The sequence below is a fragment of the Streptosporangium vulgare genome, assembly GCF_042428775.1.
Taxonomy (GTDB): Bacteria; Actinomycetota; Actinomycetes; order Streptosporangiales; family Streptosporangiaceae; genus Streptosporangium; species Streptosporangium vulgare.
In genome coordinates this window covers 111,862-128,857 of sequence record NZ_JBHMBS010000025.1, presented here as the reverse complement: position 1 = coordinate 128,857, position 16,996 = coordinate 111,862, and the positions used below count along the sequence as shown (strand labels likewise).

The window sequence follows — 16,996 nt, the reverse complement described above, 5'->3', positions numbered from 1 at the left end:
GGTCCGGGGCGGTGTTCGTGCCGATGTTGCGGCGTGATCGTGGTGAGGTGTCGGAGCTGGTGGCGGCGCTGGGCGTCCTGCACGCGCGGGGGGTGGCGGTGGACTGGGAGACCTTCTTCACCGACGTGGCGAGCGCGGCCGGTGCGAGAGGGCCGCGCCGGGTGGAGCTGCCCACCTACGCCTTCCAGCACCAGCACTACTGGCTGCACGTCCCCCGGTCCGGCGACCCGGAGTCGGTCGGCCTCGGCACCCCCGGCCACCCCCTCCTGGGGGCCGCCGTCGAGCTGCCCGACTCCGGCGGGCACCTGTTCACCGCCCGCCTCTCGGCCCGTACGCACCCCTGGCTCGCCGACCACGCGGTGGGCGAGACGGTGCTGTTCCCCGGCACCGGACTCGTGGAGCTGGCCGTCCGCGCCGGAGACCAGGCGGGCTGCGCCAGGGTCGAGGAGCTCACCCTGGAGGCCCCGCTGGTCCTCACCGGCCAGGGCGGCGTCCAGGTGCAGGTCGTGGTCGGCGCCCCGGACGACTCCGGGGCCCGCGCGGTCAGCGTCTACGGGCGCGCCGAGGCCCTCCCGGCCGACGAGCCGTGGACCCGGCACGCCACCGGCCTCCTCGCTCCCGCCGGGTCCGCCGGGTCCACTGGGTCCACCGGGCCCGCCGAGAACACAGAGCTCGCCGCGTGGCCGCCGCCCGGTGCCGAGCCGGTGGAGACGGACGGCCTCTACGACCGGCTCGCCGACCTCGGCCTCAACTACGGCCCGGCCTTCCGCGGCCTCACGGCGGCCTGGACGCGCGGCGACGAGGTGTTCGCCGAGATCGCGCTGCCCGAGCCCGTCGCCGGCGACGCCTCCCTGTTCGGCATCCACCCGGCCCTGCTGGACGCCGCGCTGCACGCCCTCGCCCTGAGCGACGCCTCGGCGGAGCACGCCGCGCTGCCGTTCACGTGGTCGGAGGTGGAGCTGCACGCCGCCGGGGCGGCCGGCCTGCGGGTGCGGGTGGTCCCGACGAGCGGCGACTCGCTGCGCCTGGAGGCGGCCGACCAGGCCGGGCGCCCGGTGGTGTCGATCGGCTCGCTCGTGCTGCGTCCGATCGGCTCCGCCGACCTCGCCGGTGCCCGCCCCGACGCCGGGCGCTCGCTGCACCGGGTGGAGTGGGTCCCGGCCGAGACCGGGACCGTACCGGCCGGGGAGTGGGCGCTGCTCGGCGCCGACGCCTCCGGTGCCGGGGCGGCGCTGCGCGCGGCCGGGACCTCACCGGCGTCCTACGCCGGGATCGAGGAGCTGGTCGCGGCCCTCGACTCCGGCACGGCGGTCCCCGACGTCGTTCTCGTGACCCCCGAGACCGCCGTGACCTCCGATAGCGCCGGGACCGCCGCGTCCCACGGCCGCGAGAGCACCGAGGACGACGCCGAGGTCGTGGCCGGGACCGTCCGCTCGGCCGTCCACCGGGCGCTGGACCTGGCGCGGGCGTGGCTGGCCGACGACCGCCTCGACGGCTCCCGGCTGGTCTTCGTGACCCGGGGAGCGGTCTCCGCCGGGGCCGGCGAGACCGCCCGCGACGTCGCCGGGGCCGCCGTGTGGGGCCTGGTGCGCTCGGCCCAGGCGGAGAACCCCGACCGGTTCGTCCTCGCCGACCTGGACGGCCACGCCGCGTCGGCCGGACGGCTCCCCGCCGCGCTCGCCACCGGCGAGCCGCAGGTGGCGCTGCGGGAGGGAGGGGCCGTGCTGGCCGCCCGGCTCGTCCGCGCGACCGGCGCCGCGCTGTCGCCGCCCGAGGGCGTCGCCTCCTGGCGGATGGACAGCAGGGACAAGGGCACCCTGGAGAACCTGACGTTCCTGGAGGCGCCCGAGGCCGTCGCCCCGCTGGCGCCCGGACAGGTCCGGGTCGCGCTCCGCGCGGCCGGGGTGAACTTCCGGGACGTGCTCAACGCGCTCGGCATGTATCCGGGCGAGGCGGGCGCGATGGGCCTTGAGGGAGCCGGCCGGGTCGTGGAGGTCGGTCCCGGCGTCACCGCGTTCGCCGAGGGCGACCGGGTGATGGGCATGTTCGACGGCGGTGCGTTCGGCCCGCTGGCCGTCACCGACCACCGCCAGCTGGTCGCCGTACCCGGCGGCTGGACCTTCGCCCAGGCCGCGTCGACGCCGGTCGCCTTCCTCACCGCGTACTACGCGCTGGTGGACCTGGCGGGGCTGAGGGCGGGCGAGAAGGTGCTGATCCACGCCGCCGCGGGCGGGGTGGGCATGGCCGCCGTGCAGCTCGCCCGGCACTTCGGCGCCGAGGTCTACGGCACCGCGGGAACCGGCAAGTGGGACGTCCTGCGCTCCCTGGGCCTGGACGAGGCGCACATCTCCTCCTCGCGCACCCTGGACTTCGAGGGCGCCTTCCTCGCCTCGACCGGCGGGGTAGGGGTCGACGTGGTGCTCAACTCGCTGGCGGGCGACTTCGTCGACGCCTCGCTGCGGACGCTGCCGCGCGGCGGCCGGTTCGTGGAGATGGGCAAGACCGACCTCCGTACGCCCGAGGCCGTGGCCGCCGCGCACCCCGGTGTCCGCTACCGCGACTTCGACCTCGTCGAGGCCGGGTACGACCGGATCGGGGAGATGCTGCGCGCCCTCCTCGACCTGTTCGAGCGGGGGGAGATCCGGCCGCTGCCGGTGGCCGCCTGGGACATCCGCCGTGCCCCCGAGGCGTTCCGCTTCCTGTCGCAGGCCAGACACGTCGGCAAGATCGCGCTCACCCTGCCCGTCCCGCTCGACCCGGACGGCACCGTGCTGGTGACCGGCGGCACCGGCGGCCTCGGCGGGCTCGTCGCCCGCCACCTCGTGACCGCCCACGGCGTCCGCAACCTCCTGCTGGCCGGACGCAGCGGCCCCGCCGCCGAGGGCGCGGAGCGGCTGCGGGCCGAGCTGACGGCCCTGGGCGCCGACGTGGAGATCGTCGCCTGCGACGCGGCCGACCGGACCGCCCTGGCGAAGCTGCTGGCCGGGGTGCCCGCCGAGCGCCCGCTCACCGCGGTGATACACGCCGCGGGCGTCCTGGACGACGGGACGATCGCCTCCCTCACCCCCGACCGGGTGGACAGGGTGCTGCGCCCCAAGGCGGACGCCGCGTTGAACCTGCACGAGCTCACCCGCGACCTCGACCTGTCGGCCTTCGTGCTGTTCTCGTCGGTGGCCGGCACGCTCGGCAGCACCGGGCAGGGCAACTACGCCGCGGCCAACGCGTTCCTGGACGCGCTGGCCGGGCTGCGGCGCGCGCAGGGCCTGCCCGCGCTGTCGCTGGCCTGGGGCCCCTGGTCCCAGGTGGGCGGCATGCTCGGCACCCTCACCGACGCCGACGTCGGCCGGATGGCCCGCGACGGCATCGTGCCGCTGGTGCCCGAGGAGGGGCTGGCGCTGCTCGACGCGGCCGCGGGCAGGCCGGAGTCCGCGCTGGTGCCGATCCGCCTCGACGCCAGGGCGCTGGCGGCGAGGGGCGACCGGCTGCCGCCGCTGCTGCGGGGCGTGGTGCGCGCGCCCGCCCGCCGTACCGCGACGGGCGCCTCGGGCGGCCAGGGCGGCGCGGACCTGCTCACCAGGCTCGCCGCGCTCCCCGCCGCCGACCGCCACCGGATGCTGCTCGACCTGGTACGGGCGGAGGTCGCCGCCGTGCTCGGCCACGCCTCCGCCGACCAGGTGGAGGCCGACCGGGCCTTCGACGAGATGGGCTTCGACTCGCTCACCTCGGTCGAGCTGCGCAACCGGCTGAACGCCGCGACCGGCAGGCGACTGCCCGCCACGCTGGTGTTCGACTACGCGAACCCGTCCGCCCTCGCCGACTACCTGCGCGCGGAGATGGCGCCGGACGAGGCGCCGACCGAGGCGCAGGTCCTGCAGGAACTCGACCGGCTCGGCCGGGTGCTCACCGAGATCACCCCGGACGAGGAGACGCGGTTCACGATCGCCACCCGTCTGGGAGGTCTGCTGGCCCAGTGGCGCGGCGACCGGCCGGAGCCGGACGCGAACGGCGCGGCCACCGGCGAGGGCGTGGAGTCGGCGAGCGCCGACGAGCTGTTCGCGCTGATCGACAGGGGGCTCTGAGTCCCGTGTTCCCGAGTGTTCCTGCCGTGATGGACAACGGTCTTTCCGATGAACGGTCTCTTGAACGGTCTCTCCGTGGTGTTCCTGCCGTGGTGAACGGTCTCTCCGTGCCGAACGCCCCAGCGGTGGGCGCCCGGCTCGACGTGTGGGGAAGGTGACGTGACGTGGCGGACGAGCAGAAGCTCCTCGGCTATCTCCGGCGGGTGACCGCGGACCTCCAGCAGGCCCAGCAGCGGCTGCGCGAGGTGGAGGCCAAGGACCGCGAGCCGATCGCGGTCATCGCGGCGGGATGCCGGTTCCCCGGGGGTGTGCGCAGCCCCGAGGACCTGTGGCGGCTCGTCGCGGAGGGCCGCGACGGTGTCTCGGAGTTCCCCGGCGACCGGGGCTGGGACCTGGAGGCCCTGTACGACCCGGAGCTCACCCGGCCCGGAACCAGCTACACCCGCGAGGGCGGTTTCCTCTACGACGCCGGGGACTTCGACGCGGGCTCCTTCGGCATCTCCCCGCGCGAGGCGCTCGCCGCCGACCCGCAGCAGCGGTTGCTGCTCGAGGTGTCGTGGGAGGCCTTCGAACGGGCCGGCGTCGACCTGGCGTCGCTGAAGGGCAGCCAGACCGGCGTCTTCGTCGGTGCCTTCTCCAGCGGGTACGGCACCGGCCTGGACGCGCTGCCCGAGGGCGTGGAGGGCCACCTGCTGACCGGCAACTCCACCGCCGTGATCTCCGGGCGGGTCGCCTACGTGTTCGGGCTCAAGGGCCCGGCGGTCACCGTCGACACCGCGTGCTCGTCGTCCCTGGTGGCGCTGCACTGGGCGTGCGACTCGCTGCGGCGCGGGGAGAGCACGCTCGCCCTGGCGGGCGGGGTGACCGTGATGGCCACGCCCGAGACCTTCGTGGAGTTCAGCCGCCAGCGGGGCCTCGCGCGAGACGGCCGCTGCAAGGCGTTCTCCGACGACGCCGACGGCACCGGCTGGGGCGAGGGCGCGGGCATGCTGCTGCTGGAGCGGCTGTCGGACGCGCGCCGCAACGGCCACCCGATCCTCGGCGTCATCCGCGGCTCCGCGGTCAACCAGGACGGCGCCAGCAACGGCCTGTCCGCCCCCAACGGGGTGTCCCAGCAGCGGGTCATCCGCCGCGCGCTGGCCAACGCCGGTCTCGCCGCGTTCGACGTGGACGCCGTCGAGGCGCACGGCACCGGCACCACCCTCGGCGACCCGATCGAGGCGCAGGCCCTGCTCGCCGCGTACGGCGGGGACCGCCCCGAGGACCGGCCGCTCTGGCTGGGCTCGATCAAGTCGAACATCGGCCACACCCAGGCCGCCGCCGGGGTCGCGGGCGTGATCAAGATGCTGATGGCGTTGCGCGCCGGGGTCCTGCCCAGCACCCTGCACGTGTCCGAGCCCTCCTCCCACGTGGACTGGTCGGCCGGGAACGTCCGGCTGCTGACCGAATCCGTCGAGTGGCCGGACGACGCCGACCGGCCCCGCCGCGCGGGTGTCTCCTCCTTCGGCGTCAGCGGCACCAACGCCCACGTGATCGTCGAGCAGGCCCCCGCCCCCGAGGCGCCGGCCGGGGAGCCCGGCGAGGCCGGGGAGGTGGGGAAGGCGGGGAAGGCCGCGCCGGCGCTCGCGCTGCCGGAGGCCGCGACCGCGTGGACCGTCTCGGCGAAGAGCGCTCCCGTCCTCCGCGCCCAGCTCGACCGGCTCCTCGCCTACGCCGAGGAGCACCCGGGACGGCCGGTCGCCGACATCGGCCTCGCCCTGGCCGCCGCGCGCACCGCCTTCCCGCACCGGGCCGTGGTCGTGGGACGCGACCGCGAGGAGCTGCTGGCCGGGGTGCGCGGGCTGGTCTCGGACGACGAGGCCGCCGGCGCGGTCACCGGGGTGGCGGCCGGGACGCCGGGCAAGACGGTGTTCGTCTTCCCCGGCCAGGGCTCGCAGTGGGCCGGGATGGCCACCGAGCTGCTCGCCGCGTCCCCCGCCTTCGCCGCGCACGTCGCCGACTGCGAGCGGGCACTGGCGCCGTTCGTGGACTGGTCGCTGTCCGGCGTGCTGCGCGGGGAGCCCGGCTCGCCCGCGCTGGAGCGGGTGGACGTGATCCAGCCGGCGCTGTGGGCGGTCATGGTGTCGCTGGCCCGGCTCTGGAGCGGGTACGGCATCCGCCCCGACGCCGTGATCGGCCACTCCCAGGGCGAGATCGCCGCCGCCACGGTCGCCGGCGCGCTCTCCCTCGACGACGGCGCCCGCGTCGCCGCCCTGCGCAGCCGGGCCATCGGCGACGTGCTCGCGGGGCGCGGAGGCATGGTCTCCGTCGCGCTGCCCGTCGCGGAGCTGACCGCGCGGCTGGAACCCTGGCGGGACCGGATCTCCGTCGCGGCGGTCAACGGGGCCCGCTCGGTGGTGGTCTCCGGCACCCCGGACGCCCTCGACGAGCTGATCGACGAGCTGACCGCGGAGGGCGTACGGGCCAGGAAGGTCCCCGTCGACTACGCCTCCCACTCCGCGCAGGTCGAGGAGCTGCACGAGCGCCTGCTGCGCGACCTCGGGCCGATCGAGCCCCGCGCGGGCGAGGTGCCGATGATCTCCACGGTGACCGGCGACTGGGTCGGCGACACCGCCCTCGACGCCGAGTACTGGTACACCAACCTGCGCCGCACCGTCGGCTTCGACGGCGCCGTCCGCGCGCTCGCCGCGCAGGGGTACGGCGTGTTCGTCGAGACCAGCCCGCACCCGGTGCTCACCATGAGCCTGCAGGAGACCTTCGACGCGCTCGGCCACGACGCCGTCGTCACCGGCACCCTGCGCCGCGACGACGGCGGGCTGCCCAGGCTCCTGACCTCCGCCGCCGAACTGCACGTCCGGGGCGTCACCGTCGACTGGTCGGGCCTGTACCCCGGGGCCGTCCCGGTGGACCTGCCGACCTACGCCTTCCAGCGGCGGCGCTACTGGCTGGAGTCCGCGCCGGTCGCGCAGGCCCCGGCCGCCGACCCGGTGGACACCGCCTTCTGGGAGGCGGTCGAGCACGGGAACGCGCTGAGCCTCGCCGACGACCTGCGGATCGCCCCCGGCGTCCTGGACGAGGTGCTGCCCGCGCTGTCCTCCTGGCGGCGGCGCACGCGGGAGCGCGCCACGATCGACTCCTGGCGCTACCGGGTGGCCTGGCGGCCGGTCGGAGACTCGGCGGGCGGCACGCTGACCGGCTCGTGGCTGGTCGCCCTGCCCGCCGGCGGCGACCCTGCGAGGGACACAGCGGACACAGCGGACACAGTGGACGCCGTCGTCGCGGGACTCGCCCGGCACGGCGCCCGGGTGGTGCCCGTCGAGGTGGCCGGGCAGGACCGCGCCGCGCTCACCTCCGCGCTGCGCGACCGGCTCACCGACGAGCCCGTGACCGGCGTGCTCTCCCTGCTGGCGCTGGACGAACGCCCCCACCCGGCGCACCCGGGACTCTCGCACGGCACGGCGGCGACCGTCACGCTCGTCCAGGCCCTGAACGACGCCGGTGTCACCGCCCCGCTGTGGGCCGTGACCTCCGGCGCGGTGGACACCGGCACCCCCGGGTCCTCCTCGGAGGCAGGGCGTCCCGAGGACGCCGCCCCGTTCCAGGCGCAGGTCTGGGGGATCGGCACCGTTCTCGCCCTGGACCACCCGGACACCTGGGGCGGCCTCGTCGACCTGCCCCCCGCCCCCGGCGAGCGGGCCGTCGACCGCCTCTGCGGCGTGCTGGCCGGGCCGGGCGGGGAGGAGCAGCTCGCGGTCAGGGAGAACGGGATCCTCGCCCGCCGGATGGTACGGGCACCGCTCGGCGAGCCCGCCACCGGACGACCCGCGGACTCCCCGAACTCCCCGAACTCCGCGGACTCCACGGGCTCAACGGACTCCGCGGTGGCGTCGGGCCCCGGTGAGGCTCCCGGCACGGCGGGCCGGGCCCGCGAGACCGGTCCCGGCGGTGTCCGGCGGCTGAGCGGTACCGCGCTCGTCACCGGCGGCACCGGCGGGGTCGGCGCGCACGTGGCCCGCTGGCTGGCGGGCCGGGGCGTCGAGCACCTGCTCCTGACCAGCCGGCGCGGTCGCGCCGCCGCGGGCGCGGCCGAGCTGGAGGCCGAGCTCTCGGGGCTGGGCGTCACGGTCACGATCGCCGCGTGCGACGTCGCCGACCGCGAGGACCTGCGCCGCCTGCTGGACTCGCTGCCCGAGCGGTACCCGCTCCGCGCGGTGGTCCACGCGGCCGGCGTCGTCCAGGACGGCGCGCCGCTGGCCGGCACCACGGTCGAGGAGTTCGCCGAGGTCGGGCTGGCCAAGGTCGCGGGCGCCCGGCACCTGGACGAGCTGCTGGGCGACCGTCCGCTGGACCTGTTCGCGCTGTTCTCCTCGGGGGCCGCCGTCTGGGGCCAGGGGGGACAGGCGGCGTACGCCGCGGCGAACGCGTTCCTGGACGCGCTGGCCGCCCGGCGCCGCGCGCGAGGACTGGCGGCCACCTGCGTCGCCTGGGGTGCCTGGGGCGGCGGCGGCATGGTGGACGACGAGGTCGGCTCCCGGCTGCGCCGCCTCGGCGTGCGGGCGATGGAACCCTCCGCCGCCACGGCCGCGCTCGGCCAGGCCCTTGACCACGACGAGTCCCACCTGGTGGTGGCCGACATCGACTGGAGCCGGTTCGCCCCCGCGTACACCCTGTCCAGGTCCCGCCCGCTGCTGCGAGCCCTCCCCGAGGTCACCGCGATCCTCGACGGCGGCGGCCGCGACGACGAGGAGGAGACCGGCGGGGCGCCGCTGGTGGCCAGGCTCGCCGGGCTTCCCGAGGAGGAGAGGCTGGACGTGCTGCGCGAGGCGGTGCGGGCGCACGCCGCCAGGGCGCTCGGCCACCCCGGCCCCGAGGCGATCGACGCGCACCAGAACTTCCTGGAGGCGGGCTTCGACTCGCTGACCTCCATGGAGCTGCGCAACGGCCTCGTCAAGGCGATCGGGCTGCGGATGCCCGCGACGGTGGTCTTCGACTATCCCAACCCCTCCGACCTGGCGAAACACCTCCTGGGTGAGCTGGCGGCCCGCCTGGGCGGCGGAGACGGCGCACCGGGCGGGGCCGACCCCTCGGAGACCCCCAGCGCGCTGTTCCACGAGGCGGCGAAGGCGGGCAAGATGCACGAGGCGATGGGCCTCCTGCGGGCCATGGCCGACCTGCGCCCCTCCTTCTCCTCGATCGAGGAACTCGACGAGATCCCGCCGCCGGTCAAGCTGGCCTCCGGCCCCGGCGGGCCCGCGCTGTTCTGCTTCAGCACCCCCATGGCGCTGGGCGGGGCGACCCAGTTCGCCCGGCTCGCGGCGAACTTCCGGGGCGTACGGGACCTCTACGCGCTCACGGTGCCCGGCTTCGCCAAGGAGGAGAGGCTTCCGGGAACGGCCGACGCCGCGGTGCGCCTGTGGGCGGAGTCCGTACGCCGGGCCGCGGGGGGCGAGCCGTTCGCGGTCCTCGGCTACTGCGCGGGCGGGATCTTCGCGCACTCCGCCGTCGGCTACCTGGAGAGCATCGGCGTCAACCCGGTGGGACTGATCCTGCTGGACACCTTCATGCCCGACGACAAGGTCATCGACGACATCGGCATGCAACTGGTGCGGGGCATGTTCGACAGGGAGGCGTCGTTCGGCCCGTTCACCAGCGCGCGGCTGGCGGCGATGGGCCGCTACTACCGGCTGTTCCGCGAGAGCACGGTGGGGGAGGTGCGGGCGCCCATCCTGTTCCTGCACCCGGACACCCCGCTCACCGGCTTCGACGGTGAGGTGCCGGTCACCGACGACTGGCGCGCCTCCTGGCACACCGAGCACGTCCTCCGTGAGATCGAGGGCGACCACTACACCATGCTGGAGGACAAGTCCCCCTCGATGGCCCGCGCCATCGAGGGCTGGCTGGAGTCGCTGGAGTCACCACCCGGCGACCGCTGAGGACAGCCCGCCGCCGGTGCCGGACTCATCCCCGGTCCGGCACCGGTGGCGGCGCCCTCCCGAGCGGCCCGTGAACTCCCGTCGCACCGGTCGCCGTCCCCTCCCCGCGCGCCGACCGCCGGCCCCCTCCGGAAGGGCTCCCCGTCCCTCGCCCCGGAGCCCCGGAGCCCCAGAGCCCCCCAGCGCCGGAGTCCCCGAGTCCCGGAGCCGTCCATGACGCCCTGGCGGTCTTTGATGACCAGAAGTGGCCAGCTTGCCCGGATCATCCGTTCGATCGGCCCCTATCCGTGACAATCGGCTCATCGGCCCCTGGAACGGTCCCGGCGAGCGCCGCCACCCGGGAGCGGGAGCGATCTCGGAGGGAGAGTGAGGCACATGGGCATGCGTCCGCTCGGTATCGACGGTGCGTGGGTCTTCGAACCGGAGGTGTTCGCGGACGAGCGCGGGAGCTTCCACGAGTGGTTCCACGGCGGGGCGTTCGGCGGGGCGACGGGGCAGGGGCTGGCACTGGCACAGGCGAACCTCTCGGTGTCGCGTCGCGGGACGGTGCGGGGGGTGCACTTCGCGGACGTCCCGCCGGGGCAGGCCAAGTACGTGAAGTGTGTGCGCGGGTCGGTCTTCGACGTGGTGGTCGACCTGCGCGTGGGGTCGCCGACGTTCGGGCGGTGGGAGTCGGTGGTGCTGGACGACGTCGGCCACCGCTCGGTGTACGTGTCGGAGGGGCTGGGGCACGGGTTCATGGCGTTGAGCGACGAGGCGACGGTGGTGTACCTGTGCTCCGAGGGCTACGCGCCGGGACGCGAGCACGGGGTCGACCCCTTCGACGGTGAGCTGGGGATCGGCTGGCCGGGCGGGGCGACGCCGCTGCTGTCGGCCAAGGACGCGGCGGCGCCCTCCCTCGCGGAGGCCGGGCGGCGGGGCCTGCTCCCCGTGTACGAGGAGTGCCGCCGTTTCTACGCCGGGCTCCGCGCCTGAGGCGGCGCCCCACCGTTACGGGGTGAGCCCGGCGCCGCCGGCCTCACGGCGACGGCGGCGACGCCCGTCGCGACACCGGCGGTGACACCGGCCGCGATCCCGTTCCGGACGGTGCGGGCAGGCCCCGGCGGATCGACGTCTCGACGCCCTCGACAGCGGTGATCGCGCCGTACGCGAGCAGCCGCACCAGGTCGGCGTCGTCCGGGTGGCCGGCCCGCCAGGCCGCGACGTCGGCGTCGGTGACCCGGTACGGTGCCAGCGCGGCGAGCAGGGCGAGCCTCGCCCCCGGCAGGTCGGCGCCGGGCAGGCCCGCCAGCGGCCCGTCCAGCCATCCGCCGCCCATCGCCGGATGCTCGCCGTCCCACCCGCCCACGGTCTCCAGTACGGTCGCGCGGGCCCGCTCGCCCAGCAGCGCCCCGCCCGCGCCCGCCGCCGTCCGCAGCGCGGCGAAGGCGGTGCCCACCGGTGTGCCCGCCGCCCAGGCGGGCTCCGGGAGCGCGGGCCGCTCCGCGAGCAGGGGGAGGCTCTCACCGGCCGGCAGCCGCCTGCGCACGGTGCGGGCCAGCACCCTGCCGCCCAGGCTGCGGACCAGCCGTGACCTGTGCAGGTTGCCGGGCAGCATGCTGTCGGCGAGCAGGGCCGAGGCCATGCGGTTGATGAAGTGGAAGGTCAGGGCGGTGCCGGCGTACTCGGCGGTGTGCTCCGGGGGGAACGCCGCCGCCGACGGCCGCGCCGCGCCCGGCGTGCGGGTGGCCGTGGCCCAGTCGAGGAGCGCGGCGTGCCCGGGGTCGGCGGGCGTGCCGCCGCGGGCGATGACCTCGGCCAGCCGGTGGTCGCCGGTGGCGTGCAGCAGGGTGGTGTGCGCGGCGACGCAGTACGGGCAGCGGTTGGCCACGGACACGCCGAGCGCGACCACCTCCCTGCCCGTCCTGGAGGCGGGCCCGGCCACGAGCGACTCGCGCAGCAGCGCCCAGGTCGCGGCGAGCAGGTCGGGCGCGGGGGAGAGCGTCATGAGGACCGGCATCCTGGCGAGGCCGAAGTCGGTGGCCGCCTGGCCGTAGACCCCGGCGATCCGGCCGGTCGCGGCCTCGGGCGTGACGGGAGTCACGTATCGGAAGGTGTTCGCCATCTGTCGTCGTCCCCTCGTGGTGGGTGGCCGGAACGCCACCGCCTCCGGTCCCGGCGGAGGCCGGTCCGGTGAGCCGATGGTCGCCGACCCGCCCGTTCCCGGGCGTCGCACCGGCGGATGCTCCCGGGCCCGCCCCGAGGGCGTAGCGACCCCGGGGCTACTCCAGCGGGAGTAGCCCCGGTCCCCTCTCCGTGGAGGAGGCGGCGAACGCGGCGCCCGGTCTACTGTTCGGACATGAGTCGCATGCGCGGATGGCGCGATCACGTGCGCGGATGGCGGGGGCGCGCGTACGGGTGGCGCGATCGCGTGCGCGGAAGGGGCGGCCGCGGACAGGTGCCGGACGCGGCGCTCGCCGGGGGGACCGCCCTGCTGCTGGTGGCCGGCACGCTCGCCGGGCCCGCGCAGGGCGCCCCGCACGGGCCGATCGAGTACGCGCTGCTGCTCGCCGGCACCCTGACGCTCGCCGCCCGGCGCCGCTTCCCGGTCGTGGTCGCGCTGGTCACCGCCGCGTGCATGATGGTCTACTCCGTGCGGGCGGCCGTCGGGCCCTCGGCGGCCTTCCCGGTGCTGGTGGCCGTCTACACCGCCGTCCTGGCCGGTCACCGCGCCGCCGCGGTGGCCGCGGGCACCGTGTTCCTGGGCGGCGAGCTGGCGGCCGGCCTGTCATCCGGCGCCGGGGCCGGGACCGGGGGGTTCCCGCAGCAGTCCACCGGGCTGCTGGTCGGCTGGTTCGTCGCCGCGGGCGTCATGGGCGTGGTCTCCCGCCACCGCGGGGACGACCTGAGGCGGGCGGAGGACCGCGCCGCCGAGGCGGAACGCACCCGCGAGGAGACGGCCCGCCGCCGCGCGGACGAGGAACGGCTGCGGATCGCCAGGGAACTGCACGACTCGCTCACCCACAGCATCTCCGTGATCAAGGTGCAGGCCGGGGTCGCGGTCCACCTCGCCCGCAAGCGGGGCGAGGAGGTGCCCGGACCGCTGCTCGCCATCCAGGAGGCCAGCGGGGAGGCCATGCGGGAACTGCGCGCCACCCTGGAGGTGTTGCGCGACGACGGGCCGCCCGGCAGCGGGCTCGACCGCCTCCCCGAACTGGTCGAGCGGTCGCGGGCGACGGGCCTGCCCGCGACCGTGGTCGTGGACGGGGAGCGGCGGCCGCTCTCGGCGGACGTCGACCGCACCGCGTACCGGATCGTCCAGGAGGCGCTCACCAACGCCGCCCGGCACGCCGGTCCCGCGGTGGCGTCGGTGCGCATCACCTACGGCGCGGAGGAGCTGACCGTGCAGATCGACGACGACGGCGGGGCGGCGCCCGGCGCGGAGCCGGTGCCGGGGGTGGGGCTGAGCGGCATGCGCGAGAGGGTCACCGCGCTCGGCGGGCGGCTGCGCGCCGGCCCCCGCTCCGAGGGCGGTTTCCGCGTCCGCGCCGAACTCCCCGTGGACGGTCCCGCGTGACGCGCGCCGGACTCCTCGCGGAGGGCGCCCCGTGATCCGGATGCTGCTCGTCGACGACCAGGCGCTCATCCGCGCGGGCTTTCGCGCCCTGCTCGACGCCGAGGACGACATCGAGGTGGTGGCCGAGGCGGCCGACGGGCTGCGGGGCGTCGAGCTGGCCGCCCGCCACGTCCCCGACGTCGTGCTCCTCGACATCCAGATGCCCGTGCTCGACGGCATCGAGGCGACCCGGCGGATCGCCGCCGACCCGGGCCTGGCCGGGGTGCACGTCGTGATCCTGACCAACTACGGGCTCGACGAGTACGTCTTCGACGCCCTGCGCGCGGGCGCGGCCGGATTCCTGGTCAAGGACACCGAGCCCGAGGACCTGCTGCACGGTGTCCGGGTGGCCGCGCGGGGGGACGCCCTGCTCTCGCCCGCGATCACCCGCAGGCTGATCGGCCAGTACGTCTCCCGGCCCCCCGGCACGAACACGGACGACGCGCTGAAGGTCCTCACCAGGCGCGAGCGGGAGGTGGTGGCGCTGGTTGCCCGGGGCCTCGGCAACGACGAGATCGCCGCGCACATGGTGATCAGCCCCTTCACCGCGAAGACCCACGTCAGCCGGGCCATGATCAAGACCGGTGCCCGCGACCGCGCCCAGCTCGTCGTCCTCGCCTACGAGTCGGGCCTGGTCGTGCCCTGCTCCGCGGGCGCCCCGTGACCCGCTCGCGGTGGCCGGAGGTCACCCGCCACCGCGGACGGGGGCACCGCCGGCCACCCCCTCCTCCCTGGGGGTGGCCGGCGGTCGAGTCGGGGACCGTGTCCTGGGACCGGTCAGCGGTAGCCGGCGGCGATCACCTCGGCCTGGACGGCGTTCTCGGTGGCGTCGCTGGGGTAGCCGGCGACCATGGCCCCCTCGTAGAAGGTGCCCGCGCTGAGGTTGGCGCCGCCGTCGGGCTTGCAGCAGTCGCCGCCGCTGCCCAGGATGATCGCCCCCTGCTTCTTCATCGGGCTGTAGCCGTTGGGGAGCTGGCCGTCGTACAGGGTGTACAGGCTTCCGGACTGGGCGTTGCTGCCCTTGATCGCGAACCGGGTCGTGCCGTTGTTCTTCAGCGTGGCGGTGACGAACTTGTGGGGGAAGGCCCGCTGGTTGGGGTTCCACGCCTGGCTGCCGCCGGGGAACAGGCCCCATTCCAGGTCGGCCTGGACCCACGGGCCGCTCCCTGAGCAGCCGCCGAACCAGCACTGGGTGCTGAAGTTGATGGCGTCCATCGCGCCGGCGGCGTCGGCCTTCCTGGTGGTCTCGCTGTTGCCGTAGTCGAAGCAGCAGCCACTGTTGACGTGGGTGCCGCTGGTCACCATGTACATGCCCTCGGGCGCGCTGCCCGTGGGGACGCCGGTCAGGTGGCCGTCCCGCCAGTAGCTGTTGCCGGGGTTGATGTAGAGGGAGTAGGCCTTGTTGCCGCCGACGGTGAGCGACTCGGTGGTCGCGGTCGCGGGCCTGCTCTGCGGGGAGCCGGGGACCACGCTGGATCCCTGGTACCACAGGTCGTTGCCCCGTCCGGACTGGTCGTACAGGACCGTGATGACGCATGTGGTGCCGGTGCAGAACGAGTCCTGCGCCGCGGCGTTGGCGACGCCGCCCGCGGTCAGCACGCCGATGTTCCGGGTCGTGCTGTCGGAGGAGCGCCTGACCTGGTAGAGGTTGCCGCCGTAGGCGCCGTAGAGCGCCCGGGTCGTGCTGTGCGCGGCCACGCACGGCGTGCCGCCCGAGGCGTAGATGTCACACGGGCGCGCGCCGGGCGGGGGCGGCGTCGGGGTGATCGTCGGGGTCGGGCTGGGCTGGGTCCCGGTGGACCACTTCTGGTTGGTGCCGCCGTGGCAGGTCCAGATGTGCACCTTGGTGCCGTTGGCGGTGCCGTTGCCGGACACGTCCAGGCACTTGCCGCTGCCGACCGCGGTGATGGTGTTGTCGGAGTTCAGGCGCCACTTCTGGTTGTTCTGGCCGTTGCAGTCCCAGATGATCACCGCGGTGCCGTCGGCGGTGCCCGCGCCGTAGACGTCCAGGCACTTGCCGCCGTAGACCCGCAGCTCGTTCGAGGTGGTCGTGGTCCACTGCTGGTTGGGCTGCCCGTTGCAGTCCCAGATGTTCGCCGCGGCGCCGTTGGCCTGCGAGGCGCCGGAGACGTCCAGGCACCGGCCCGACGCCGTGCCCACCAGCGGCGTGGTCGCCGCCGAGGCCGGCGCCCACCAGGTCAGGCCGGCGGCCAGGAGGGTCGTCAGCACCGTTACGACAGAGGCGACGACGGCCGTTCGAGAGCGCCGCCCACTCGTCATCCGGCCCGGTAAGGGGATGGGGGAAGCCTGCATTGTCGTGCTCCTTGAGGGGGGTAGGGCCTGGCGGAGACAGACGCGCTCGGAAGGCCGCGAGGCTCCGTCGAGGAGCCGGTCGCCACTGCGAGCACGAATCGATTCGACAAGGTTCTGAATCCACCGGGGAGGAGGTGACGGTGGTGCACAGCGAAGCACATACGACGGTCGGACCGCTTGTCAAGACTCAGTCCTGCCGGGCTGCCTGCCGGATTCTCCCGGCGGGCTCCCGCCGGCGATGCCCGCGTCCCGCCGGGAGCCGGGCCCGGGGAAACGCTCACCCGTCCCGCCCGCCTGCTCGTGGCCCGTCCGGACCCCCTGGGATCGAACCGGTTCGGATTTCCGCCACGGCCGACGACCCGCTGGGGCGGGAGCCGGGAGGCCGGGGGAGGAGCCCCCGCCGGGCCTCCCCGCGGCGGTCGCCGGGGGCGCCCTCGCGGCGGAGCGGGGACGTCTGATCAGTACGACACATGTGAACGTTTCATACGGGCCGATCGGCGCGGATGACCGTGTATCGGACATCGTCGCAGATGACGGTGCAAAACAGCTCACCACGCCGAGAGTTTCGGTGTGCATATTGGGAAATAAGTAGGCTTAAGGACTTGACGGACATAAGTGACCGGAACGTAATTGGTAGTGAGGTCTCCGGGGGTGATCCTTCCGGTGCCTCCGCGGCTGGATCACATGAGCGGGATGTGGAGGCGCCACGCGGCCCTCCGTGTCGTGACCGGCCATCTCGACGTCCACAGCCTCGCCTCGCCATGCCCTCCTCCGAGGTGTCACCGGTGAGGCGCGCCATCCGGGGAGAAGCACGTGACCGATCGAACGAGCTCCGCGGAGGAGGCCGGTCTTGGTCCGGCGTGACCACCCCCGCCGGCGTCGTGACGGCCGGGAGACCGCTTCCACCGGTCCGCCGAGCCCGGTCGTCGTGCCGTGGAACGACGGGATCCGGCCGGCCTCGTAGCCGGATCCGCGCAGCCGGCCGCCGTCGTACACCTCCCCGTCCGACGACGGCCTCCACCTCGGGAGGGCATCGCCCGCCCGAGGAGGAGGGCGTGACCTGACCCACACCCCCC

At 75.3% G+C, this 16,996-nt stretch carries 7 protein-coding genes; 5 read left to right on the top strand and 2 right to left on the bottom strand.

Features of this window, described 5'->3' with window-relative positions; genetic code table 11:
• Nucleotides 1–47 precede the first annotated feature (47 nt).
• From ACFFRH_RS35090 to rfbC, 3 genes are all read left to right on the top strand, one after another.
• The gene (locus ACFFRH_RS35090; protein ID WP_386161716.1) at nucleotides 48–4,079 is read left to right on the top strand and encodes an SDR family NAD(P)-dependent oxidoreductase; all 4,032 of its coding nucleotides are present in this window, start codon (nucleotides 48–50) and stop codon (nucleotides 4,077–4,079) included.
• A gap of 164 nt (nucleotides 4,080–4,243) precedes the next feature.
• A complete protein-coding gene (locus tag ACFFRH_RS35085) occupies nucleotides 4,244–10,012 on the top strand; it encodes an SDR family NAD(P)-dependent oxidoreductase (protein WP_386161714.1) in 5,769 nt (1,922 codons plus the stop codon).
• 375 nt (nucleotides 10,013–10,387) lie between these two features.
• Complete coding sequence (rfbC, locus tag ACFFRH_RS35080; protein ID WP_344745712.1) at nucleotides 10,388–10,987, top strand: dTDP-4-dehydrorhamnose 3,5-epimerase; 600 nt, start codon at nucleotides 10,388–10,390, stop codon at nucleotides 10,985–10,987.
• A 43-nt stretch (nucleotides 10,988–11,030) separates the two neighbouring features.
• Here rfbC and ACFFRH_RS35075 read toward each other — a convergent pair whose 3' ends face one another.
• Complete coding sequence (locus ACFFRH_RS35075) at nucleotides 11,031–12,095, bottom strand: carboxymuconolactone decarboxylase family protein (protein WP_386161711.1); 1,065 nt, start codon at nucleotides 12,093–12,095, stop codon at nucleotides 11,031–11,033.
• Between the two features lie 255 nt (nucleotides 12,096–12,350).
• Here ACFFRH_RS35075 and ACFFRH_RS35070 point away from each other — a divergent pair, with 255 nt between their 5' ends.
• Together ACFFRH_RS35070 and ACFFRH_RS35065 are read left to right on the top strand one after the other, a co-directional pair.
• On the top strand, nucleotides 12,351–13,568 hold the full coding sequence (locus tag ACFFRH_RS35070; protein WP_386161709.1) for a sensor histidine kinase: 1,218 nt from the start codon (nucleotides 12,351–12,353) through the stop codon (nucleotides 13,566–13,568).
• 31 nt (nucleotides 13,569–13,599) lie between these two features.
• Nucleotides 13,600–14,271, top strand: coding sequence for a response regulator (locus ACFFRH_RS35065; protein ID WP_344745709.1), 672 nt, complete (start codon nucleotides 13,600–13,602; stop codon nucleotides 14,269–14,271).
• A gap of 113 nt (nucleotides 14,272–14,384) precedes the next feature.
• On the opposite strand, the gene ACFFRH_RS35060 is transcribed toward ACFFRH_RS35065, so the two are convergent.
• Nucleotides 14,385–15,836, bottom strand: coding sequence for an arabinofuranosidase catalytic domain-containing protein (locus tag ACFFRH_RS35060; protein ID WP_344745707.1), 1,452 nt, complete (start codon nucleotides 15,834–15,836; stop codon nucleotides 14,385–14,387).
• Between the last annotated feature and the right edge of the window lie 1,160 nt (nucleotides 15,837–16,996).

Excerpts from the sequence above, each read along its gene's own strand:
- rfbC (WP_344745712.1), top strand. The coding sequence starts at position 10,388 with ATGGGCATGCGTCCGCTCGGTATCGACGGTGCGTGGGTCTTCGAACCG.
- ACFFRH_RS35070 (WP_386161709.1), top strand. The coding sequence starts at position 12,351 with ATGAGTCGCATGCGCGGATGGCGCGATCACGTGCGCGGATGGCGGGGG.